The 21,280-nt window shown below is 72.5% G+C and carries 22 protein-coding genes, 1 pseudogene and 1 riboswitch; of the genes and pseudogenes, 15 read left to right on the top strand and 8 right to left on the bottom strand.

Features of this window, described 5'->3' with window-relative positions:
- Nucleotides 1-36 precede the first annotated feature (36 nt).
- Together IPM43_11855 and IPM43_11850 are read right to left on the bottom strand one after the other, a co-directional pair.
- Entirely contained in the window at nucleotides 37-666 is a 630-nt protein-coding gene (locus IPM43_11855; GenBank protein ID QQS24104.1) for a NifU family protein, read from the bottom strand.
- Nucleotides 667-708: 42 nt separating this feature from the next.
- Entirely contained in the window at nucleotides 709-1,482 is a 774-nt protein-coding gene (locus IPM43_11850) for an SDR family oxidoreductase (protein ID QQS24103.1), read from the bottom strand.
- Between the two features lie 18 nt (nucleotides 1,483-1,500).
- Between IPM43_11850 and IPM43_11845 the strand changes: the two genes are divergently transcribed.
- From IPM43_11845 to IPM43_11795, 11 genes are all read left to right on the top strand, one after another.
- Complete coding sequence (locus tag IPM43_11845) at nucleotides 1,501-2,478, top strand: cation transporter (GenBank protein ID QQS24102.1); 978 nt, start codon at nucleotides 1,501-1,503, stop codon at nucleotides 2,476-2,478.
- Complete coding sequence (locus IPM43_11840; protein QQS24101.1) at nucleotides 2,475-3,413, top strand: DMT family transporter; 939 nt, start codon at nucleotides 2,475-2,477, stop codon at nucleotides 3,411-3,413. The genes IPM43_11845 and IPM43_11840 overlap by 4 nt, the downstream gene beginning before the upstream one ends.
- A riboswitch (TPP riboswitch) is annotated at nucleotides 3,377-3,486 on the top strand. It overlaps the preceding gene by 37 nt.
- Nucleotides 3,475-4,167 (top strand): thiamine diphosphokinase, encoded by a 693-nt coding sequence (locus IPM43_11835; protein ID QQS24100.1) that lies wholly within the window; start codon nucleotides 3,475-3,477, stop codon nucleotides 4,165-4,167. Its footprint overlaps the riboswitch before it by 12 nt.
- A complete protein-coding gene (locus IPM43_11830; protein ID QQS26447.1) occupies nucleotides 4,167-5,270 on the top strand; it encodes a thiamine ABC transporter substrate-binding protein in 1,104 nt (367 codons plus the stop codon). Before IPM43_11835 ends, IPM43_11830 begins: the two co-directional genes overlap by 1 nt.
- On the top strand, nucleotides 5,246-6,898 hold the full coding sequence (locus IPM43_11825; protein QQS24099.1) for an iron ABC transporter permease: 1,653 nt from the start codon (nucleotides 5,246-5,248) through the stop codon (nucleotides 6,896-6,898). The genes IPM43_11830 and IPM43_11825 overlap by 25 nt, the downstream gene beginning before the upstream one ends.
- Nucleotides 6,895-7,623 (top strand): ABC transporter ATP-binding protein, encoded by a 729-nt coding sequence (locus IPM43_11820; GenBank protein QQS24098.1) that lies wholly within the window; start codon nucleotides 6,895-6,897, stop codon nucleotides 7,621-7,623. The genes IPM43_11825 and IPM43_11820 overlap by 4 nt, the downstream gene beginning before the upstream one ends.
- A gap of 12 nt (nucleotides 7,624-7,635) precedes the next feature.
- Entirely contained in the window at nucleotides 7,636-8,232 is a 597-nt protein-coding gene (locus IPM43_11815) for a hypothetical protein (protein QQS24097.1), read from the top strand.
- Nucleotides 8,229-9,257, top strand: a complete 1,029-nt coding sequence (locus tag IPM43_11810) for a Gfo/Idh/MocA family oxidoreductase (protein ID QQS24096.1) — start codon at nucleotides 8,229-8,231, stop codon at nucleotides 9,255-9,257. Before IPM43_11815 ends, IPM43_11810 begins: the two co-directional genes overlap by 4 nt.
- 1 nt (nucleotide 9,258) lies before the next feature.
- Nucleotides 9,259-9,726 carry a GNAT family N-acetyltransferase gene (locus tag IPM43_11805; GenBank protein ID QQS24095.1) on the top strand — a complete coding sequence of 156 codons (468 nt, stop codon included), beginning with the start codon at nucleotides 9,259-9,261 and terminating at the stop codon, nucleotides 9,724-9,726.
- Between the two features lie 69 nt (nucleotides 9,727-9,795).
- Nucleotides 9,796-10,062 (top strand): hypothetical protein, encoded by a 267-nt coding sequence (locus IPM43_11800; protein ID QQS24094.1) that lies wholly within the window; start codon nucleotides 9,796-9,798, stop codon nucleotides 10,060-10,062.
- Between the two features lie 10 nt (nucleotides 10,063-10,072).
- Complete coding sequence (locus tag IPM43_11795) at nucleotides 10,073-11,815, top strand: hypothetical protein (protein ID QQS24093.1); 1,743 nt, start codon at nucleotides 10,073-10,075, stop codon at nucleotides 11,813-11,815.
- Nucleotides 11,816-11,828: 13 nt separating this feature from the next.
- On the opposite strand, the gene IPM43_11790 is transcribed toward IPM43_11795, so the two are convergent.
- Nucleotides 11,829-12,524 carry a maleylpyruvate isomerase N-terminal domain-containing protein gene (locus tag IPM43_11790; protein ID QQS24092.1) on the bottom strand — a complete coding sequence of 232 codons (696 nt, stop codon included), beginning with the start codon at nucleotides 12,522-12,524 and terminating at the stop codon, nucleotides 11,829-11,831.
- A gap of 41 nt (nucleotides 12,525-12,565) precedes the next feature.
- On the opposite strand from IPM43_11790, the gene IPM43_11785 reads away from it, so the two are divergent.
- Nucleotides 12,566-13,459: an EamA family transporter gene (locus IPM43_11785; protein ID QQS24091.1), complete on the top strand. Its 894-nt coding sequence runs from the start codon at nucleotides 12,566-12,568 to the stop codon at nucleotides 13,457-13,459.
- A gap of 13 nt (nucleotides 13,460-13,472) precedes the next feature.
- Here IPM43_11785 and IPM43_11780 read toward each other — a convergent pair whose 3' ends face one another.
- The 3 genes from IPM43_11780 to IPM43_11770 are packed head-to-tail and all read right to left on the bottom strand — an operon-like array spanning nucleotide 13,473 to nucleotide 16,239.
- Nucleotides 13,473-14,258, bottom strand: a complete 786-nt coding sequence (locus tag IPM43_11780; GenBank protein ID QQS24090.1) for an ABC transporter ATP-binding protein — start codon at nucleotides 14,256-14,258, stop codon at nucleotides 13,473-13,475.
- A complete protein-coding gene (locus IPM43_11775) occupies nucleotides 14,255-15,367 on the bottom strand; it encodes an iron ABC transporter permease (GenBank protein ID QQS26446.1) in 1,113 nt (370 codons plus the stop codon). The genes IPM43_11780 and IPM43_11775 overlap by 4 nt, the downstream gene beginning before the upstream one ends.
- Nucleotides 15,301-16,239, bottom strand: a complete 939-nt coding sequence (locus IPM43_11770; GenBank protein ID QQS24089.1) for an ABC transporter substrate-binding protein — start codon at nucleotides 16,237-16,239, stop codon at nucleotides 15,301-15,303. Before IPM43_11770 ends, IPM43_11775 begins: the two co-directional genes overlap by 67 nt.
- Nucleotides 16,240-16,505: 266 nt before the next feature.
- Between IPM43_11770 and IPM43_11765 the strand changes: the two genes are divergently transcribed.
- Genes IPM43_11765 through IPM43_11755 form a run of 3 tightly spaced genes read left to right on the top strand, consistent with a single transcriptional unit; the run spans nucleotide 16,506 to nucleotide 18,830 of the window.
- Nucleotides 16,506-17,078, top strand: a complete 573-nt coding sequence (locus tag IPM43_11765; protein ID QQS24088.1) for a bifunctional adenosylcobinamide kinase/adenosylcobinamide-phosphate guanylyltransferase — start codon at nucleotides 16,506-16,508, stop codon at nucleotides 17,076-17,078.
- Nucleotides 17,060-18,067: a nicotinate-nucleotide--dimethylbenzimidazole phosphoribosyltransferase gene (gene cobT / locus IPM43_11760; protein ID QQS24087.1), complete on the top strand. Its 1,008-nt coding sequence runs from the start codon at nucleotides 17,060-17,062 to the stop codon at nucleotides 18,065-18,067. The genes IPM43_11765 and cobT overlap by 19 nt, the downstream gene beginning before the upstream one ends.
- Before the next feature lie 7 nt (nucleotides 18,068-18,074).
- The gene (locus IPM43_11755) at nucleotides 18,075-18,830 is read left to right on the top strand and encodes an adenosylcobinamide-GDP ribazoletransferase (protein ID QQS24086.1); all 756 of its coding nucleotides are present in this window, start codon (nucleotides 18,075-18,077) and stop codon (nucleotides 18,828-18,830) included.
- A gap of 12 nt (nucleotides 18,831-18,842) precedes the next feature.
- Here IPM43_11755 and IPM43_11750 read toward each other — a convergent pair whose 3' ends face one another.
- On the bottom strand, nucleotides 18,843-20,096 hold the full coding sequence (locus IPM43_11750; protein QQS24085.1) for an aminotransferase class I/II-fold pyridoxal phosphate-dependent enzyme: 1,254 nt from the start codon (nucleotides 20,094-20,096) through the stop codon (nucleotides 18,843-18,845).
- Nucleotides 20,041-21,256: pseudogene (locus tag IPM43_11745) on the bottom strand (pyridoxal phosphate-dependent aminotransferase). Before IPM43_11745 ends, IPM43_11750 begins: the two are co-directional and overlap by 56 nt.
- Between the last annotated feature and the right edge of the window lie 24 nt (nucleotides 21,257-21,280).

Below are 21,280 nucleotides of genomic sequence, written 5' to 3'. Positions count from 1 at the left end.
ACAAATCCGACCGAGAACGCGCGGCAGGTGGAACGATCAGGTGAAGTAGGGGTTCTCGCCGGTCGAGTGGTCGGTCAGGTCGCGAACGGCGACGACGCCGCTCACCGAGTCGACGAGCATCGTCTGGACGCCTTCGAGCATGGTCATCCGGCTCATCGCGCAGCCGTGGCAGCCTCCGCCCATGGTGAGGTACACGGTGCCGTCGCCGTCGTGGCCGACGTAGCTGACGAACCCGCCGTGGGCGGCCAGCGCGGGGTTGACCTCGCCGGCCAGCATCGCTTCCACCTCGGCCGACAGCTCGTCGTCGCGGGTGAGACCCTCGATCACCGGGGCTGCCGGCTTGTTCGGGTTGCGAATGACGAGCCCGGTGGGTTCGGTGTGGTCGAGCACCGCCCCCTGGAGCAGCTCGACGTCCTTCGCCGCGATCACGACCTTCAAGGTCTCGTGGGTGCGCACCTCGTCGGTGAAGGCGGCCTTGCGGTACTCGTCGAACGACAGGTCGTAGGTGAAGTCCTCACCCGGGCGGCTGACGACCTCGAGCCGTAGCCCGAGGCTGTCCGCGTCGGGTTCGTCCTCGCGCAGCTCGATCAGCTTGGCGAGCGCGGAGGCGGTGATGGTGACGATGAGATCGCTGCTGTCGGAGGCAGCGGCGAGCGGACTACTCATGCCCGTCCACGCTATCGGCGGGTCGCGCGCTCGCACCGGGGGTCAGCGGCTGCCGCCTCCGTCGCACTCGATGCGCTGGCCGGTCACGTACCCGGCGCCGTCGCTGCACAGCCACAGCACGACCTTGGCCACGTCGAGCGGCTGGCAGACCCGCCCGAACGGCGACCCGGCGTCGAGACTGCGCAGGTCGTCGAGGTCGCTGCGGCCGCTGACCGCGCGGGCGAGGCGAACCCCCATGTCGGTCTCGACGAGGCCGGGGGCGACGACGTTGACGTGGATGCCGTGGCGGCGCTCCTCCTTCGCGAGCGTCAGCGCCAGCGCCTCGAGGGCCGCCTTGCCCATGTTGTACGGCGCCCCGTTGGCCCCCATGAACGTCGTCGCCACCGACGACACCATCACGATGTCGCCCCGCTCGCGGGTGCGCATCGACGGCAGCACCAGGCGGCAGAGGTGGTGCGGGCCGAGCGCGTGCGTGGCGACGACGCGCACCAGCTCGCTGGGTTCGGTATCGGCAACGGCAAGTCCACGTGACGCGATGCCGGCGTTGCACACGAGCAGATCGACGAACCCGTAGTCGGCGATCACCGCGTCGACCATCGCGGCGTCGGCGTCGGCATCGTCGACCGACGCCGCATACGCCGACGCCTGCCCACCGGCGGCGCGGATCGCGGCCACCGTCTCGTCGGCCGATGCGCCGTCACGGCGGTAGTTCACCGCCACCGCAGCGCCCTCCGCCGCCAACAGCTCGGAGATCGCCCTGCCGATGCCCCGGCCGCCGCCGGTCACGAGCGCCACTCGGGCGTCCAGTGCCCCCATCGCTTCCCCCTCTTCCTCATGCGCGGGGATGCCGCGCCGCAGGCTGCAGCTGCCCGCCTGTGCCATCCTTGCAGGGTGCAACAAGGCAGCCGCAAGGCGATCTTCGCCGCGTTCTTCGCCAACCTCGGCATCGCCATCGCCAAGTTCGTCGGGTTCTTGGTGACCTCCTCCGCCTCGCTCCTCGCCGAGGCCGCCCACTCGCTGGCCGACACCGGCAACCAGGCCTTGCTGCTGCTCGGCGGCAAGCGCGCCCGCCGCCAGGCCACCCCGGAGCACCCCTTCGGCTACGGGCGCGAGCGGTACTTCTGGTCGTTCGTCGTGGCGATGGTGCTGTTCAGCATGGGCGGGCTGTTCGCCCTCTACGAGGGCATCGAGAAGCTGCGCCACCCCCACGAGACCGAGAACCTCGGCATCGCGATCGGCATCTTGGTGTTCGCGATCGTGCTCGAGACCTTCTCGCTGCGCACCGCGGTCAAGGAGACCCGCCACGTGAAGCCCGCGGACATGGGCTGGTGGCAGTTCATCCGCCACTCCAAGCAGCCCGAGCTGCCCGTTGTCCTGCTCGAGGACACGGGTGCCGAGATCGGGCTGTTCTTCGCCCTCGCGGGTGTGCTGCTCGCGCACTTCACGGACGAGCCCCGCTGGGACGCCGCGGGCTCGATCGCGATCGGCGTGCTGCTCGTCGTCATCGCGTTCGTGCTCGCGATGGAGATGAAGGGCTTGCTGATCGGCGAGTCGGCGGCAGCCGGCGACCAGCGGCGCATCGTCGACGCGCTCGAGGCCTCGCCGCCGGTGCGGCGGCTGATCCACCTGCGCACCGAGCACATCGGACCAGAAGAGCTGCTCGTCGCGGCGAAGCTCGAGTTCGATGGGGCGTTGTCGGTGGCCGAGCTCGCCGCCGCGATCGACGAGACCGAGGTCTGCCTGCGCGCCGCAGTTCCCACCGCCCGTGTCGTCTACATCGAGCCGGACATCCATCGGGACCCTGAAAGGTGAGCCCGGGGCCCAACGGCCGGGCTCCGTCGCACCAGGCACTCGGCCTACTTGCCGTCGGTGTGGCAGTGCTGGCCTTCTCGGTGTCGTCCTCGATCGTGAAGTGGGCAGGCGTCCCCGGCTCGGTGATCGCGTTCTGGAGGATGCTCGCCGCGATCGTCGTCTGGTGGGTGATCGCTCGCGTCGCGGGCCAGCGCGTGACCTGGGACAGCACCCGGCGCACGCTGGTGCCGGGGCTGCTCTTCGGCGTCAACCTGGCGGCGTTCTTCACCGCGGTGACGATGACGAGCATCGCCCACGCCGAGTTCCTCGGCGCGCTGACCCCGCTCGTGCTGATGCCCGCCGGTGCGAGGCTGTTCCACGAGCACGTCGAGCGCCGCGCCCTGGCGTGGGGACTGGTCGCCGTCGTCGGCGTCGCGATCGTGCTGTTCGGCGGCTCGTCCACCGGCACCGCGTCGGTGCGTGGCGACCTGCTGGTGCTCGTCGCGATGCTGCTCTGGGCGGCATACCTGCTCGCCACGAAGCGCGCCCGCCAAGGGATGACGGTCAGCGAGTTCATGGCCTCCGTCACCCCGGTGGGGACGCTCGCGCTGATCCCGATCGTCGCGGTGCGCGGAGGCGTCACCGAGATGACGGCGCGGGGCTGGGTGGCCACGATGGCGCTCCTCGCGCTCACCGGGGTCGGCGCTCACGGCCTGATCGTGTTCGCCCAGCGCCACGTGCCGGTGGCGACGATCGGCGTGATGCAGGTCGCCCAGCCGGCGCTCGCGGTGGGGTGGGCGTTCGTCATCCTCGGCGAGACGATCCGCCCCGTGCAGATCGTCGGGATGGTGCTCGTCGTCGCCGGGCTCACGCTCTTCACGTTGGTCAGCACACGCGCCGGCGCGGCTAGCCTGAGCTCGTCTGACGACGGGGAGCTCGCAGGTCCGGCGGGCTGAGAGGGTGGTCGCCACCACCGACCCGAGACCTGATCTGGGTAATGCCAGCGGAGGGAGTCGAGTGGCCACGAGGCGTAGCACCCCAGCCGGACAGCGGTCCGCGGTCGTGGTCATCGGCGGCGAACCGCCCGACCCACAACTCGCCGGCCGGATTCCCGACGGCGCCGACGTGATCTGCGCCGACTCCGGGTTGGACCATGCACTCGCCCTCGGGCTCGACCCGGCGGTGGTGATCGGCGACCTCGACTCGGTCAGCGCCGCCGGGCTCGAGCAGGCCCGCCGCGCGGGCGTCGCCGTGCTGGAGCACCCGTGCGACAAGGACGCCACCGACACCGCGCTGGCGCTCGCGCTCGCCGCCGACCGCGGCTACGGACGGATTGTGGTGTTGGCCGGCGGAGGGGGACGCCTCGACCACGCCCTCGCCGCATTGCTCGCCCTCGCCGACCCCGACCTCGCCGAGGTCGGCGAGCTCGAAGCCTGGTTCGGGAGCACGCTCGTACGTGTGCTCCACGGGCCGGCCGAGACGACGGTCGAAGCGGTTCGGCCCGGCGCGACGGTGAGCCTGCTGCCCCTCGCCGGCACCGCCCACCAGGTGACCACTACCGGGCTGCGCTGGCCGCTCGACGGCGAAGACCTCCCCGCCGGCACCACACGCGGGGTCAGCAACGAGCTGGCAGGGCGCACCGCCACCGTGTCGGTCGCCGCCGGGGTGCTCGCCGTCGTCGTCCCGCAGGAGGAGGCCGAACAGTGCTGATCCGACGCTCGCTCCCTTCGCTCGCGGCCCTCGCCGCCCTCGCCACCCTCGCCACCCTCGCCACGGTCGCCTGCGGCGGCGACGACACGACCGACGACACGACCAACGACACGACCGACGACACGACCGACGCGCCGGCCAGCTTGACGCTGCTCTCCTACGACTCGTTCACGCCGCCCGAGGACGCGTTCGACGAGTTCACCGCCACCACCGGGATCGAGGTGGAGCTCGCCCTCGGCGGCGACGCCGGAGAGCTCGTCGCGAAGGCGGTGCTCACCGCCGGCAACCCCGAGGGTGACGTGCTGTGGGGCGTCGACAACACGCTGCTGTCACGCGCGATCGAAGGTGAGGTGTTCGAGCCGTACGAATCGACCGTCGCCGGGCTGGACCCCGAGCTGAGCGCGCTGGTCCCCGGCCACGAGCTGACCCCGGTCAGCTTCGGCGACGTCTGCATCAACTACGACGTCGAAGCGCTCGACGCGCTCGGCCTCGTACCACCTGCGGACTTCGCCGATCTCGTCGACCCCGCCTACGCCGACCTGCTCGTCGTGCCCAGCGCGGTCACCTCGTCGCCGGGGCTCGCGTTCTTGCTCGCCACCGTGGCCGAGCTGGGCGACCCCGGCTGGCAGCAGTGGTGGGAAGAGCTGCGCGAGAACGGTGTTCTCGTCGTCGACGGGTGGTCGGCGGCCTACGGCATCGAGTTCACCAGGGCCGGCGGTGACCGCCCGCTCGTCGTCAGCTACGGGTCGAGTCCCCCCGCCGAGGTGCTCTTCGCCGACCCGCCCCTGCCCGACGGCTCCCCCGCGCCGACCGGCGTGGTGGAGGCGACGTGCTTCCGCCAGGTCGAGTTCGCGGGCGTGCTGCGCGGCACCGAGCACGAGGCGGCGGCGGGCCTGCTGGTCGACTACCTGGCCTCACCCGCCTTCCAGGCGACGATGCCCGAGACGCTGTTCGTCTACCCGGCCAACACCGCTGTCGAGCTGCCGCCGTCGTTCCAGCAGCACGCCGTGATCCCCTCCGACCCGCTCCGGCTCGATCCCGACGAGATCGCCGCCGGCCGCCAGCAATGGGTCGACGAATGGACGGCCATCGTGCTGCGGTGACCGACCGCTACCCGACCCGGCTGCTCGTCGCGTTCGCCGCGGCGCCGGTGGTGTTCGTCGGCCTGCTGTTCGTGTGGCCGCTGGCGGCCATCCTCGCTCGCGGGTTCGACCTCGGCGTGCTCGCCGACCTCGTGCGCAACCCCGGCATCCGCTCGGTGGCCTGGTTCACCCTGTGGCAGGCGATCGTCTCCACGTTGGCCACCCTGGTCGTCGGGATGCTCCCCGCGTTCTTGATCGCCCGCTACCGCTTCGCCGGCCGGGGCGTGCTGCTCGCGATCGTCACCGTGCCGTTCGTGCTGCCCACCGTGGTCGTCGGTGCCGCGTTCCTCGCGCTCAGCCCGGAGCGCTTCGACCGGACGGTCTGGAGCATCCTCGCCGCCCACGTGTTCTTCAACATCGCCGTCGTGGTCCGCACCGTCGGCACGCTGTGGGAACAGCTCGACCCCGACCTCGCCGCTGCCGCCCGGACCCTCGGCGCGTCCAACTGGCAGGTGGTGCGCCACGTCACGCTGCCTCTGCTGCGCCCCTCGATCGTCGCCGCGGCGTCGATCGTGTTCCTGTTCACGTTCACATCGTTCGGCGTGATCCGCATCCTCGGCGGCCCCGCCCGGGCGACGATCGAGGTGGAGATCTACCTGCGCGCCGCGCAGCTCGGTGACCTGCCCGGGGCCGCCGGGCTGGCCGTCGTGCAGCTCGTCGCCGTCGGATCGTTGCTCTGGTGGTGGAGCAGGGACCAGGCCAGAACCGCGGTCCCGCTCGCCCTGCAGGCCGGTTCACCCCGCCGCCGGCCGCGCCCGGGGCGGGAACGGCGGCTCGTGATCGGGGGCGCCTTGCTGACAGGGGTGACCATGCTCGTGCCCGTGGTCGCGCTGGTGCTGCGCTCGTTCCGCGTCGGCGACCAGTGGTCGCTCAGCGCTTGGCGGCTCGGATCGGCCGAGTCCCAAGGCGCCTCGGCAGCTGCGCAGACATGGGACGCCGTGGCCACCTCGTTGCGCTACGCCTGTGCCGCGGCGATCGTCGCGCTCGTGCTCGGCGCGCTCGCGGCGTTCGCGATCGCCGGTAGCGGGCGGGCCGGACGGGCCCTCGACGTCGGCTTGATGCTGCCCCTCGGCACCTCGGCGGTCACGATCGGCTTCGGCATATTGATCACCTTCGACGAGCCGCCCCTCGACCTGCGCGACTCGGCGTGGCTCGTGCCGCTCGTGCATGCACTGGTCGCGGTGCCGTTCGTGGTCCGCGCCGTGCTGCCCGTGCTGCGCGCGTTACCCGCCGACCTGCGCCACGCCGCGAGCACCCTCGGGGCCGCTCCGCTGCGGGTCTGGCGCGAGATCGAGCTGCCCCTCGCCGCCCGCGGTCTCGCCGCCGGCGCAGCGTTCGCCTTCGCCGTCTCGCTCGGCGAGTTCGGGGCGACGAGCTTCCTCACCCGCCGTAACCGCGAGACGCTGCCGATCGCCATCGGCCGCCACCTCGGTCGGCCCGGTGAGCTGGTGCAGGCCGAGGGGTACGTGCTGGCCGTGATCCTGCTCGGCCTCACCGTGGCAGCCGTCGCGGCGCTGGGCATGATCGGTGCCCGCGACGTGATCGGCGAGGCCGACGCGCGAGCTCTCCGGCAGGGGTCGCGGCAATGACCCCGCGGGTGGGTGCCGAGGGGCCGGCGGCGTTGGAGGTCGTCGACGTGTCCGTGAGCTTCGGCCCCCGGACGGTCCTCGACCGGGTGTCGTTCGATGTCGCTCCGGGTGAGACGGTGGCACTGCTCGGCCCGTCGGGTTCGGGCAAGAGCACGCTGCTGCGCGTGATCGCCGGCCTCCTCCACCCAGACGGTGGCCAGGTGTTGATCGGCGGTCGGGAGGTCACCGAAGCGCCCACCCACCTGCGCGGCGTCGGCATGGTGTTCCAGGACGAGCAGCTCTTCCCCCATCGCGACGTCGCCGCCAACATCTCGTTCGGGCTACGGATGCAGCGCGCTCGCTCGGCGGAGATCGCGGCCAGGGTGGGGGAACTGCTCGACCTGGTCGGCCTGCCCGGTTTCGACCATCGCCGGGTGACGGAGCTGTCCGGCGGCGAGGCGAAGCGCGTCGCGCTTGCGCGCGCCCTCGCGCCACGGCCACGGGTGCTGCTGCTCGACGAGCCGCTGACCGGGCTCGACGCCGAACTGCACCGGCGACTCGTCGGCGACGTCCGGCGCATCCTCAGCTCCGCGGGCACCACCGCGGTGCACGTCACCCACGACCGAGACGAGGCCGTCACGCTCGCCGACCGGGTGCTGCAACTCGCCGACCTCGCCGACCTCGGCGACCTCGGCGACCTCGGCGATCTCGGCGACCGCAGCGACCTGGACGATCTCGGTCGATAGCGTCGAGGGTCGATGCGCCGACTCGCCACGCTCCTCGCCTGCGGGGCGATCGCCCTGCTCGCTTCCTGCGGTGGCGACGACGAGGCCGGCGACGACGCGACTTCGGCACCACCCACACCGACAGGCGCGACGACCACGACGGCACCGCCCGAACCCCCGTTGCCCCCGATCGAAGGCGTGCTGCGGCTGCGGGCGGTCCTCGCGCCGCTTCCGGTCGACGGCATGTCGCTCAACCCGATGGGCGGCGACGATCCCGACACGACCGTCATCGCGCCGGAGAACGCCACCGGGCTCGCCTACGAGCTCGGCCCGAGCGTGCTCGACGAGTCCGCGGTCGTGCAGGCGACGTCGGGCCTGGTCGAGGGCCAGTGGTCGGTCACGATCCTGCTCTCCCCGGTCGGGTCGGCCGCCGCCGACGACCTCGCCGGCCGCTGCGTGGCGCAGGATCCGACGTGTCCCCGCGGCCAGGTCGCGTTCACCGTCGACGGCTTCGTCGTCTCGGCACCGGTCATCTCCCAGCCCGTGCTCGGACCGGAGCTGGTCATCTCCGGCAGCTTCTCCGAGGCCGAGGCCGAGGCCCTCGCCGCGGCGCTCGGCGGCGCGGCATGACGCTGCGCATCGGCTTCCTCGGCGCCGGCCTGATCGCCACGTTCCATTCCAAGATGCTGCGCGGCGCGGGAGCGGAGATCGACCGGGCGGGCGTGTTCGACCCCGATTCCGAGCGAGCTCAGGCCTTCGCGGCCGCCAGCGGCCATCACGCCTGCGGCTCCGCGGAAGAGGTGCTCGACGGCTGCGACGCGGTGTACATCTGCTCGTGGACGTCCGAGCACCACCGGTTGCTGGCCGAAGCCGCTCGGCGAGGTGTCCACGTCTTCTGCGAGAAGCCTCTCGCCACCAACCTCGCCGAGGCCGAGCTGATGGCCCGCATCGCCGACGAAGCAGGCATCGTGCACCAGGTCGGGCTGATCCTGCGGCGCTCGCCCGCCTACCTGTTCGCCCGCCAACTCGTCCACGAGCCTGCCGCGGGGGCGGTGATGGCGGTCACGTTCCGCGACGACCAGTACATCCCGATCCAGGGGCAGTACGGCTCGACGTGGCGCAGCGACTCCGACCTCGCCGGCTCGGGCACGCTGCTGGAACACAGCATCCACGACGTCGACATGTTGCGCCACGTCGTCGGCGAGATCGACGTCGTCAGCGCCCACCAGTCCAACTTCCACGGCCATCTCGGCATCGAGGACGCGGTCGCCGCTTCGTTCCGTTTCGAGGGAGGCGCCACCGGCACGCTGCTCAGCGTGTGGCACGACAATCTGGCGCGCCCGAGCATGCGCCACTTCGAGGTGTTCTGCGAGCGCCGCTACGTGGCCCTCGACGGCGACGACTGGTTCGGCCCGGTGCGCTGGACGGATGCGAGCGGCGAGCAGGGCTCCCTCGGCGGCGAGCAGCTCGCCGCGCAGGCGGTCGACCTGGCCGATGGAGAGCTCAACCCCGACCTCGCGTTCGTCGCCGCGATCCGCGACTCCCGGCCGGCCTGGCCCGACCTGCACACCGCCGTCGCCGCTCACCGGGTGGTCGACGCGATGTACCGGTCGGCCCACATCGCGGGCGACGCCGTGCGCGTCACGGCCGGCTGAGATGGAACACAGCAGCGATGGCGATGCCGGCTGGCGGGTGAGCTCTGTCCCCGCGGCGGCCACTCACGGACTTCGCCGAACGGTGCTGCGCAACGGCACGCCGGTGAGCACGGTCACCTATGACGGCGACGACGACGCCGACACGGTGCACCTCGCCGTGCTCGCTTCCGGCGGCGAGATCGTCGCCGTCAGCACGTGGCTCCTCGACCCGTTCCCCGGCGAGGCCTCCCCCGCAGTGCGCTTGCGCGGCATGGCGGCCATGCCGGAGCACCGCGGCGAGGGCCACGGGTCACGTCTGCTCGCCGCCGGCATCGAACACGCCCGCAACGTCGGAACGGACACGGTGTGGGCCAACGCCCGCGACACCGCGCTCGGCTTCTACCTGCTTCACGGGTTCGAGGTGGCCGGCGAGAGCACGATCGACGAGACGACGGCACTGCCCCACCGCCTGGTGCGCAAGCAGATCTGAACACGGCTGCCGCGCCTCGCCCGCTCGCCCCCACACACCTGGGTGAGCGACCACCGGAGGGAGGCGACAGTGACCACGGCCGAAGAACTGGAACGCCGCGCGCTCGTTGGCGAGCGGCTCGCGCGCTCACTCGCGGGCGTCGAGATCGACAGCTTGCTGCGCGCCAGCGGGCCGGACACGTGGATCGGACCCACTGCCGACGAGCTCTGTCGCCTGCTGCGCGTCACCCGCGCGGAGCTCGCGGCAGCAACCTCCGACGCCAGGGCCGCGGCCCGCCGCCTGCATCTCGAGGCCCGCGCCGCACTGGCGCGGGAGTTGTCGGGACCGGGGCTCTGAGTTGGGCGGCATGCTCGCGTTCGACCGGGCGCGTGTGGACGCGCTGAGGCGGATGCTCGACGCGGCGCTCGGCGACCTCGACGCCGCCGCCTCCGTCGGCGCGGCGTCGCCCGAGCTCGCTTCGGCGGCGGGAACGGCCACCGCCGCGCGCCGGCGTCTCGCGCCGTGGCTCGATCGCCTGCGCGGACTGTCGACGTGTGCGGTGATGGAGGGCTACCGGCCGATCGCGCCCGACCCAAGCGACCTGGAGCATGCCCACCTCCTCGCGCTCGCTTCGCTGCCGGGATGGAGCTTCAGCACCGATCCCGCGGCCGGGCCGGGCAGCGGCGCGCGCGGGCTGCGCGGCGCGGAGTCGCTCGGGCACCAGCTCGCGCAGGGGGACCAGCTCGACGAGCTGCTCGACGGGGACGGGGTCGACGTGCTGGCGCGCCGGGCGGCGGAGATCGCGCGTTCCACCGAGGAGAGCGAGCACTTCCTGCACGAGCTCGGCACCGCGGGTCTGCTGCGGCTCGTCGACGCGCTCGGACGACGCCTGCAGGACGCCGAGCTGTCCGCCGCGGGCCGAACCCCCGGTGCGGACCGGGCGCCGGTCACCCGGCTCGAACGCACCCTGGTGCTGCTCGGCGAGGTGGTGGCGGCCGCCGGCCAGATCGGCACGGCGGTCGCCGTCGCGCGCCACGGTGACCCCCACGGCGCGGCGGTGCTCCTTCAGGGTGCCGAGCTCCGTGGCGGCGCGCTCGGGCTGGCCGTCGCCGAGATCCTGGTGCGCTGGTCCCGCGGTGGGCGCCCGTGGTGGATCGACCGGACGACGTCCGCCGCCACCGTCGCCGAACGGGTGCTCCCGCTTCTCGCCGGCGATCCCGAGGCGAGCGGGGTGGCGGTGGAGCGCCTGGTGCTCGACGGCGCTGTCTTCGCGCTGATGTTCGGGGCGCGTGATCCGCACCTCGCGTTCGCTGTCGTCCACGCGGCCACCGATCCGGCGACCACCGACGAGCGCCGCGCGGGTGTGCGCCTGCTCGGGCTGCTCGACGCGCTGCGCGACATGGTCGCCGACCCCGACTTCGTCGAGGCCTCCCGCCTCGACTGGTCCGTCGTCAACCAGTGGCACGCGGTGCGAGCTGCCCTCGGCGCGGTCGTCGCGCCGTGGCAGCTCCACCTCTCCCTGCTCGCGCCGCGCTGGGGTCGCCGCCCGGTGGACACCATCGGGCACCTGGTGTGGGTCGCCGACGATCCGCGCAGCGCCACTGCTCTCGCGGAAGGGCTCGGCCTGGCCGTCGCCCTGGCCGCCACCGGCCTGCCCCACGCCCGCGACGAGCGCCGCCAGGTCGTCGACGACATCGCCGGCGCGATCGGTGCGTCGGCCGAGGTGCTGCGTGACGCCGAGATCGACGAGTGGTCCGAGCGCAAGGCCCAGATCGCGGCCGTGGCTCTGCTCGCCGACCGGGTGCCGCTGGTCTCCCACCCGCTGGCCAAGCTGGCCAAGGGGATCGGGCTGAAGCTGCTCGCCAGCCGCCTCGCCGGCGACGGAGACGAGGTGGCGGACACCGCGCTGTGGGCCGAGCAGGACCGGCTGGCACTGATGGCCAGCCTGCTGGCGAGCGCGCTGCTGGTCGAGGCCGTAGCTGCCGGGCGGATCGACCCGTTCAGCCTGGAGCTCGACGAGGACGACGCGCTGGAGCTACAGCACGCCGCCGATGCCGTCTCCAACGCCGCCGGCCGCGGAGACGCGCTCGCCGCGGCGGCGTCGAACTGAGCCGGGCCGCGCTCTAGCGCATCAGGTCGGCAGGGGGGACACCGGGCAGCGCCAGTCGCCCGAGCAGCCAGGCGAGCTGGTCGTGTTCGGTCAACGCGGTGATCTCGGCGGGAAGTTCGCCGAGTCCCATCGGCCGGCGCGCCTTCCAGGCCATGCGCATGCGCGTCATCTCCGCCCGCACGTAGTCGCGTGGCCACTCGCCGGGAGCACTCGCCCCGGGCACTCCCGAGCCGAGGTCGTGGCGGTGCACCTCCACCTCGCGCCGGCGTCGGAACGGCAGGTCGGCGACCGCGATCAGGGCGCCGTCGGTGCCGCGCCCGTGTCCGGTCCAGCCCTCCGGTGTGCATGCCGCCCAGGCGTCCTCCAACAGCTGCGCCGAGCGACGCAGATCTTCGACGAGCGCGTCTGCCGACCGGGCTGCACCCTGGTCGATCTCGGCGGCGCGGGCCGCTCGCGAGTCGCCGCCGGGGAACGCGGGGTACTGCTCGGCGATCTCCCCCCGGCTCGCGGCGTCGAGCATCCGTCGGTGGCCGTCGGCGTTGCGGGCGATGTGGGTGAGCACATGGCCGACGGTCCATCCGGGCAGCAGCGAGGCGAGTCCGACGTGAGCGTCGCCGAGGCGCTCACCGCCGTCGTGGCCGCTGAGGGCGGCGAGCAATCGTTCGTGCGAGCGACGGGCAGCCTCGACGTCGGCAGAGATCGCGCGCATCGGTTCGCAACGTAGCTCTCCGGCGGTGCAGCCTGGCGGTGATGTGGGTCCCTGTCACGCTCCTCGCGACAGTGATCCAGGTGGCGCGCACCGCGTCGCAGCAGAAGCTGCGCGCGGTGCTCTCGGTGAGCGCCGCCGGGTTCGTCCGCTACGTGTTCGGGGCTCCGCTCGCGCTCGCCGCGTGTGCCCTCGTGTTCACCATCGGCGGGCGCGACCTGCCCGGCATTCCCTGGCGGTTCTGGCCGATCGTCGCCGCCGCCGGCATCGCGCAGGTGCTCGGCACCGTGGCCCTGATCACTGCGTTCGACCGCCGCGACTTTGCGATCGGCACCGTGTACGCGAAGACCGAGGTGATCCAGGTCGCGCTGTACTCGGCGCTGTTCCTCGGTGAGCCGCTACAACCGCTCGGCTGGGTGGCCGCGCTCGTGTGCATCGCCGGCGTGGTGCGCCTGGCCACCCCGCCAGGGGCGCCACTGCGGGCGCTGCACCACCTCGGCGACCGTGCCGCGCTCGCCGGGCTGGCTGCCGGCGGGCTGTTCGCACTCGCGGCCGTCGGCATTCGCGCCGCGTCGACGTCGCTCGGCGACGACCCCGCGGTGATCCGCGCGCTGGTCACGGTCGCCGCGATGAACACCATCCAGACGCTGTTCAACGGCGCCCAACTCGCGTTCGCCGAGCGGCAGCAGGTGGTGACGGTGTTCCGGCACTGGCGCTCCACGGTGCCCGTCGGCGTGCTCTCCGTGCTCGGCTCGTCGGCATGGGCGCTCGCGATGACGCTCGAGAACGCGGCCAAGGTGCGCACGCTCGGCCAGCTCGAGCTGCTGCTCACGTTCGCCGTTTCGCACAGATACCTCGACGAGGAGCACGTCGGAGCCGAGCTGGCCGCGAGTGCCCTCGTGCTCGCCGGGGTCGTCGGCGTCCTCCTCCTCGGCTGAGCGCAGGTGAGGCTCAGGCGAGTGGCGCGGTGCGCTGGGGCACGACCACGATCGTGCCGTGCTCGTCACGGTGGACGCTGACCGTGGCGCCGTAGAACTCCGCCAGGGCTTCCGCGTCGAGCACCTCGTCGGCCGGGCCGCTCGTGACGAGATGACCCTGGTGCAAGAGGGCGAGCCGGTCGCTGTACAGCCCGGCGAGCGTCAGGTCGTGCATCGCCGACAGCACGGTGAGCCCGTGCTCCCGGCGGAGGGAGTCGACGAGTTCGAGCGCGTGCTGCTGATGGCCGATGTCGAGCGCACTCGTCGGTTCGTCGAGCAGCAGCACCGGGGCCTCCTGGGCCAGTGCCCGGGCGATGACGACCGTCTGCCGCTCACCGCCGGAAAGGGTGTGCAGATGGCGAGGAGCGAACTCGCCGAGACGCAAGCGGTCGAGCACGCCGTGGACGAGCGCGCGATCATGACGGGTCTCGTTGCCGAAGTAGCCGACGTACGGATTGCGCCCGAGCAGCACGTACTCGAACACGGTCATGTCGTCGGGCAGCGACGGCGTCTGGGCGACGTACGCCACCTGCTCGGCGCGCCTGCGGTGCGAGGTGCGCGCGAGCGGCACACCGTCCACCAGCAGCTCGCCGTCGTAGCCGACGACGCCCGCGACGGCGCGCAGGATCGAGGACTTGCCGGCCCCGTTCGGCCCGATGAGGCACATCCACTCCCCCGGGCAGACGGTGGCGGTGAAGCCGGACACCGCGGTGCGCCGGCCGTAGCGCACGGTGAGCCCGCGGAACGTGAGCGTGCTCATCGCACGGTTCCCGGTCGCGTGCGCAAGACGAGGATGAAGAACGGGGCGCCGAGGAACGCGGTGACGACGCCGATCGGCGTCTCGGCCGGGTTGGAGAGCACCCGCCCGGGGACGTCGGCGACGATCAGGAACGCTGCTCCGACGAGGACGGTGAGCGGCAGCAGGCTGCGGTAGCTGGCCCCGGCGAGCATCCGCACCAGATGGGGCACCATGATGCCGACGAAGCCGATCAGCCCGCTGACGCTGACCACCGCCGCCGTCCCGAACGTCGCCGCCAACACGACCGTCAGCCGGACACGCTCCACCTGGGTGCCGAGGGCGGCAGCCTCGTCGTCACCGACGCGCAGCACGTCGAGCAGGCGGCGGTGCGCCAGCAGCGCCACGGTGCTGACCAGCACGTACGGCATCACCAGGCGGACGTCGGCCCAGGTCGCCGTGGAGAGCCGGCCGAGGATCCACGCGTACACCTGGCGCACGACGTCGCTGTTGCGCTGCAGGATGAACGTCTGGGCGGCGGTGACGAGTGAGGTCACCGCGACCCCGGCGAGCACGAGCGTCGCCGGAGTGCGTGCCGCGCCGAACGCGGCGCCGACGAGGTACGTGACCGCGACCGCCGCGAGCCCGCCGACGAACGCGGCGAGCGGCAGCGGGTCGATCGGCCACGACGCGGTGCTCTCCCGCCCGACGCTCAACACGATCGTCGCGCCGAGGCCGGCACCGGCGGCGACGCCGAGCAGGTAGGGGTCGACGAGCGGGTTGCGGAACACGCCTTGGTACGACGCGCCGGCAAGCGACAACATCGCCCCGACGATGCCGGCGAGGACGACCCGCGGCATGCGGATCTCCCACAGCACCGCATGCTGGGTCGAGGAGACGCCGGTGTCCACGTCGACGAGCGGCAGCCAATCGAGCAGCTCGAGCGGCACGCGCCACGCCGGCGGCCCGGCCGGCCCGACCATCGCGCCGAACAGGAACGCGATGGCCAGCACCGCGCTCGCGCCGGCGAGCCACCACCCGGTGCGATGTCTCCCGTCCACGACGCTCAGGTCGCGTGGGCGGCGACGGCATCTGCCGCCACCCGCAAGAGCTCGACCACGCGGGGTCCCCAGCGGGAGGCGACGTCGTCGTCGAGGGCGACGATGCCCCCTTCGCGGACCGCGGTCACGGCAGACCAGCCCGGCCGGGCGGCGACCGACTCCGCGGTCGTGCCGCAGCCGACGGTGCAGGCGAGGAAGATCAGGTCCGGGTCGGCGCTGACGACGAATTCCGCGGAGAGCTGCGGGTAGTCGGTGTCCACCTCGGTGAGGTCGGTGATGTTGCGCAGGCCGAGCAGGCCGTAGATCTGACCGACGAACGTGTTCGCGCTCACCGAGAAGTAGGTGTCGTCGAGCTCGTGGTAGTAGGTCAACGGCTCTTCGAGCTCGGGGGCGCCGGCGAGGATCGCCTCCACCTCGGCTCTCATCTCACCGACCAGCTCGTCTGCCCCGGCGGAGTGGGCCGTGACCGTACCGAGCTCTTGGATCTGGGCGTACACGTCGTCCAGGTCGAAAGGTGCGGGGCCGCTCCACACGTCGATGTCGACGGCAGCGAGCTGCTCGGTGATGCCGGTGAAGTCGTCGGAGATCACGACGAGATCGGGCTCGTACGCCGCGATCGCCTCGACGTTCGGCTCGAACGCGCTGAGCTCGGTGAGCACCGCAGCCGCCTCGGGCGGGTAGTTGGACAGCGAGTCGACGGCGATCACCTGCTCGCCGGCGCCGATCGCGAACAACATCTCGGTGTGCGTCGGGGAGAGCGACACGATGCGCGACGGCGCATCGGCGGCCGGCTCCGACGGTGCGCTATCCGCTGGGTCCGTCGAGGGTGACGACGTCGGCTCGACGGGTGCCGAGGTGTCGGTGGACGAGGCGTCGTCTCCCCCGCAGGCGCCGAGCAGCGCGGCGGCAAAGAGGGCGAGCGCACTTCGGCGCACTCGGTTCATGGGGAATCCTCCTGACGATGAGGAGGACAAGTGAGGGAAGTCGGGTGCTTCGACGCACCCGCGCTGACCACCCTTGCCTCGAGGGTCTTGGTTTCGCGCACTCGGTTAGGCGACCGGGCTCGGCCACCTGACCCCGTAGGGCCGATGGCACCACCGTTGCGGGACAGCGCCGGGATCTCACCGGACTTCGCTGGGACCTGTGCAGCCCGGGCGAACCCGGACGCCGACGACGGTAGCAGGCATGCCTACACTCGCCACCTTCCGCCATGCCTGCCGAGCCCACCACCAGCTCCCGGAGCGCCGCCCCTCCCGGGCTCACGTTGTTGCTCGGCGGCGCGCGCTCGGGCAAGAGCTCGCTCGCGGTCGAGATCGGTCGGCGCCACGGTGACGCGGTCGTCGTGGTCGCCACCGCCACCGCCGCCGACGACGACCTGGCCGAGCGCATCGCCCGCCACCGCGCCGAGCGCCCTGACTGGCCGACGATCGAGGAACAGCACGACCTGGCGGGCGCGCTCGCCACCATCGGGGCGGGAACGCTCGCCGTGGTCGATTGCCTGACGCTTTGGGTGTCGAACGTGATGTGGCTCGGCCACAGCGACGACGAGGTGCTCGAGCTCGCCACCCGCACCGCGTCGGCGGCCGCACGACGTGACGGGCCCACCGTGGTGATCACGAACGAGGTCGGGCTCGGGCTGCACCCCGAGTCTGCGCTCGGGCGCCGCTACCGCGACCTGCTCGGCCGGGTCAACCAGATCTGGGCGGCCGCCGCCGATCGCACGCTGCTGCTCGTGGCAGGGAGGGTGGTCGCGCTGGTTGACCCATGGAGGGCGCTGACGTGAGCGCGGGGTGGCTGCGGTCGTCGCTCGATTCGCTGCCCGGACCAGACATCGACGCCGGGAACGCCATAAGGGCGAGGGCGAGCGACATCTTGCGCCCCGCCGGTGCGCTCGCCCGCCTCGACGAAGTGGCGGCATGGGCGGCGGAGTGGCAGGGCAGCCATCGCCCTGCCGTGCGGCGACCGGCGGCACTCGTGTTCGCCGCCGACCACGGCGTGACCGCGGCCGGGGTCAGCCGCTACCCGGCCGACGTGACGGCGGCGATGCTGACCGCGTACCGGGCCGGCCGCTCGACGATCTCGGCCTTCGCCGCCGTCGCCGGGGCTCAGGTGTCCGCGATCGACGTCGGGGTCGGGCGACCGACCGGCGACATCCGCTACGAGCCGGCGATGTCCCCGGAGCGCTTCGACGAGGCCGTCGCCGCCGGGCGGGGCGCGGTCGAGGCGCTGGACGCCGACATCTTGGTGCTCGGGGAGATGGGGATCGGCAACACCACCGCCGCGGCCGCGGTGGCCGCCGCGTTGGGCGGGGGCGAGGTGGCCGCGTGGGTGGGGCGGGGAACCGGCGTCGACGACGCCGGCCTCGACCGCAAACGGGAAGCCGTGCGTGAGGCGGTGATGCGGGTGGCAGGCGTGCTCGACCCGCTCGAGGTGCTGCGTGAGGTGGGCGGCGCGGAGCTGGCCGCGATGACAGCGGCGATCGTCGCCGCCCGTCTGCGGCGCCTGCCGGTGATCATCGACGGATACGTCGTCACGGCCGCCGCGCTACCGCTGCACTCGATGCGCGCCGACGCGCTCGACCACTGCCTCGTCGGCCACTGCTCGGCCGAGCCCGGGCACCGGCGCCTGCTGCAACGCCTGGCGAAGGAGCCCTTGCTCGACCTGGAGATGCGCCTCGGCGAGGGCTCGGGGGCGATGGCCGCCCTGCCCCTCGTGGCGATGGCTTGCGCCGGGGTGACCGATGTCCCGACGTTCGGCGAGTGGTTCGGGTGATCCGCGAGTGGCGTTTCTCGGCGCGCTGACGTTCCTCACCCGGATGCCGCTGCGTCTGCGCCGGCCACCCGAGCTGACCGCCGCGGTCGCCTGGTTCGCCGTCGTCGGTGCGCTCGTCGGCGCGCTCGTCGGCGGTGTCGCCGCGGGACTCGGCGAGCTGGTGCCGGCATTCGTCGCCGGCACCGTCGCCGTGCTCGTCGGCGTGCTCACGACTGGTGCCTTCCACGAGGACGGTCTAGCCGACGTCGCCGACGCGTTCGCCGGTGGATGGACGCCCGAGCAGCGTCTCACGATCCTCGACGATCCCCGGCACGGCACGTACGGCGTCGCCGCGCTGGCCGGTTCGCTGGTGTTGCGCGCCGGCACGCTCGCCTCGCTGGTCTCGGTCGGCCCCGCCGTCGCGTTCGCCGGCGCGGTCACCGCGCACACGGTGGCGAGGGCGAGTGCGGTCGGTCTGATGGCGTTCCTGCCCACCGCCCGCCGCGACGGCCTCGGCGTCGACTACGTGCATGACCTGGCACGCACGCGAGTCGCTGCGGCGGTGCTTTCCGGCCTCGCGATCGGTGGTGCTGCCACCGGTTGGTGGATCGTCCCCGTCGCTGCGGCGGGCATCGTCGCCGCCGCGTGCACCGGTTGGCTGGCGATGCGCAAGATCGGCGGCATCAGCGGCGACGTGCTCGGTGCCACCGAGCAGGTGGCCGAGTGCCTGGCGCTCGTCGTCGTGTCCGGCCTGGCGCTGCACCACCAGCTCTGGTGGGGGTGACGGGCGCGACGGTCAACCAGTGAGCGACGCGGCCATCGCCTCGACGATCGTGGCCAGCACCGCCGCGGACGTGGCCATGTTCAGCCGCACGTGCCCGGCACCTGGGGCGCCGAAGTCGGGGCCGGCGCTGAGGTCGATCCCGTGGCGGCGGAAGTGCTGGCTCGGGTCGTCGCCCAGCCCTTGACCCTCCAGCGCGAGGAGTCGGCAGTCGAGCCAGGCGAGGTAGGTGGCATCCGGGGGCGTGTAGGCCACGTCGGGCAGATGCGCGCCGAGCAGATCGGCCAGCAGCCTGCGGTTGCGGTCGAGGTGGGCGACAACCGCCTGGAGCCACTCGTCGCCGAGCGACCACGCGGCCGTCGTCGCCTCTACCGCGAACAGGTTCATCGCCCCGAACATGTGGCTGTGGACCTGGGCGAGACGGTCGCGCACCCACGGCGCCCCGACGTGGGCCACCGCGTAGCGCAGCCCGGCCAGGTTGAACGCCTTCGACGCGCTGTGCAGCGTGACGGTGCGCGCCGCCACCTGCGGGCCGAGCGACGCGATCGGCACGTGGGCGAGCGGCGGGTACGTCAGGTCGGCATGGATCTCGTCGGCAACGATCAGCAGGTCGTGACGCTCGGCGAGATCGGCCAGGCGCGCCAGCTCGTCGCGGGTGAACACCCGACCCGTCGGGTTGTGCGGGTTGCACAGCAGCAGCACGCGGGCCGGCTCGTCACGGAGGCGCTGCTCCAACGCGTCGACATCGAACGCGAACCGGCTTCCGCCGGGCGCCTGCTCGACGCGGCGAGGGAGCTCGACGGGACGGCAGCGCGTCGCCGCGATCGCCTCGAAGAACGGCGGGTAGGCGGGAGTGTGCAGGATCACCCCGTCGCCGGGCTCGGTGCACAGGTGCAGCACCGCGAGGACGGCCTGCATGACGTCGCAGAACTCGCGCAGCTCGTGGACGTCGCCGATCTCCCAGCCGTAGCGCCGCGCCGCGCGGTCGACGAACAACTCACGCAGCGGTGTGCCCGCCCCCACACCTCGCCAGTTGGGATAGCCGAAGTCGCCGGCCTCGACCACTGCGTGCAGCCGCTCGACGATCACCGGGGCCGGGGGTAGGTCCATGTCCGCGACCCAGGCGGCGAGGGCACCGGGGGTGCGCTGCCACTTCTTGCCCGGCTTGGCACGCAGCCAGTCGAGCTCGATCGAGTCGAACCCGAAAGGTCGTTCACGAGCGCGCGACCAGCTCGGCGACGCGGCGCACGCCCTCTTCCAGGTCGGCATCGCCGAGAGCAAACGAGAACCGCGCGTAGCCGGGCAGGCCGAACGCCTCGCCCGGCACGATCGCCACCTTGGCCTCGGCGAGGATCAGCTCGGCGAGCTCCAGCGTCGAGCTCGCCGCCTTTCCGGCGAGCGGGCGCCCGAGCAGCCCGGACATGTCCGGGAAGCAGTAGAACGCGCCCTGCGGTTCGATGCACGTCACTCCGGGGATGTCGTTCAGCATGCGGTGCATCGCCTGCCCGCGCCGCTCGAACGCCTCGCGCATCGTCGCCACCGCAGTGAGGTCGCCGCTGACCGCGGCAAGGGCGGCGACCTGCGACACGTTCGCGACGTTCGAGGTGGCGTGGCTCTGGAAGTTGATCGACGCCTTCATCACGTCGGGGGGGCCGATCATCCAACCCACCCGCCAGCCCGTCATGGCGTATGTCTTCGCCACGCCGTTGACGATCACGCACTGCTCGGCGAGATCGGGTACCAGGGTGGGCATGCTCGCGAAGCGGTGGGGGCCGTACGTGAGGTGCTCGTAGATCTCGTCGGTCACCACCCAGACGCCGCGCTCCACCGCCCACCGGCCGATCGCGGCGACCTCTTCGGGCGGGTACACGGCACCGGAGGGGTTGTCCGGCGAGACGAACAGCAGCACCTTCGTGCGCGCCGTGAGGGCGGCCTCGAGCTGGTCGATGCTCACCCGGAAGCCGGTCTCGGCGGTGGTGTCGACCACCACCGGCACGCCGCCGGCCAAGGCGATCGCCTCCGGATACGTCGTCCAGTAGGGGGCTGGGCAGATGACCTCGTCGCCGGGGTCGCAGAGCGCGGCGAAGGCCGTGAACACCGCGTGCTTGCCGCCGTTCGTCACCAGCACCTGCGCCGCCGAGCACGCGAAACCGCTGTCGCGAGCGGTCTTCGCGGCGATCGCCTCGCGTAGCTCGGGCAGGCCGGCGGCCGGGGTGTTAGCGGTGGTAACGCGGATCCTGGCAAGCGGCGACCGCGGCGGCGACGATGTGCGCCGGGGTGGGGAAGTCCGGTTCGCCGGCTCCGAAGCCGATCACGCTCTCGCCCGCGGCCTGGAGAGCCTTCGCCTTGGCGTCCACGGCAAGGGTCGCCGACTCTTGGATCGCGCCGAGGCGCGCGGATACTCGATTCCGTTGGGGGGCGGCGGACATGGCTGCCATGCTGTCACAGTGACC

Source organism: Actinomycetota bacterium (assembly GCA_016700055.1).
In the GTDB taxonomy this organism is placed as follows: domain Bacteria; phylum Actinomycetota; class Acidimicrobiia; order Acidimicrobiales; family Ilumatobacteraceae; genus Kalu-18.
The sequence above is the reverse complement of the archived record's forward strand: the minus strand, read 5'-3'. Positions and strand labels throughout refer to the sequence as shown.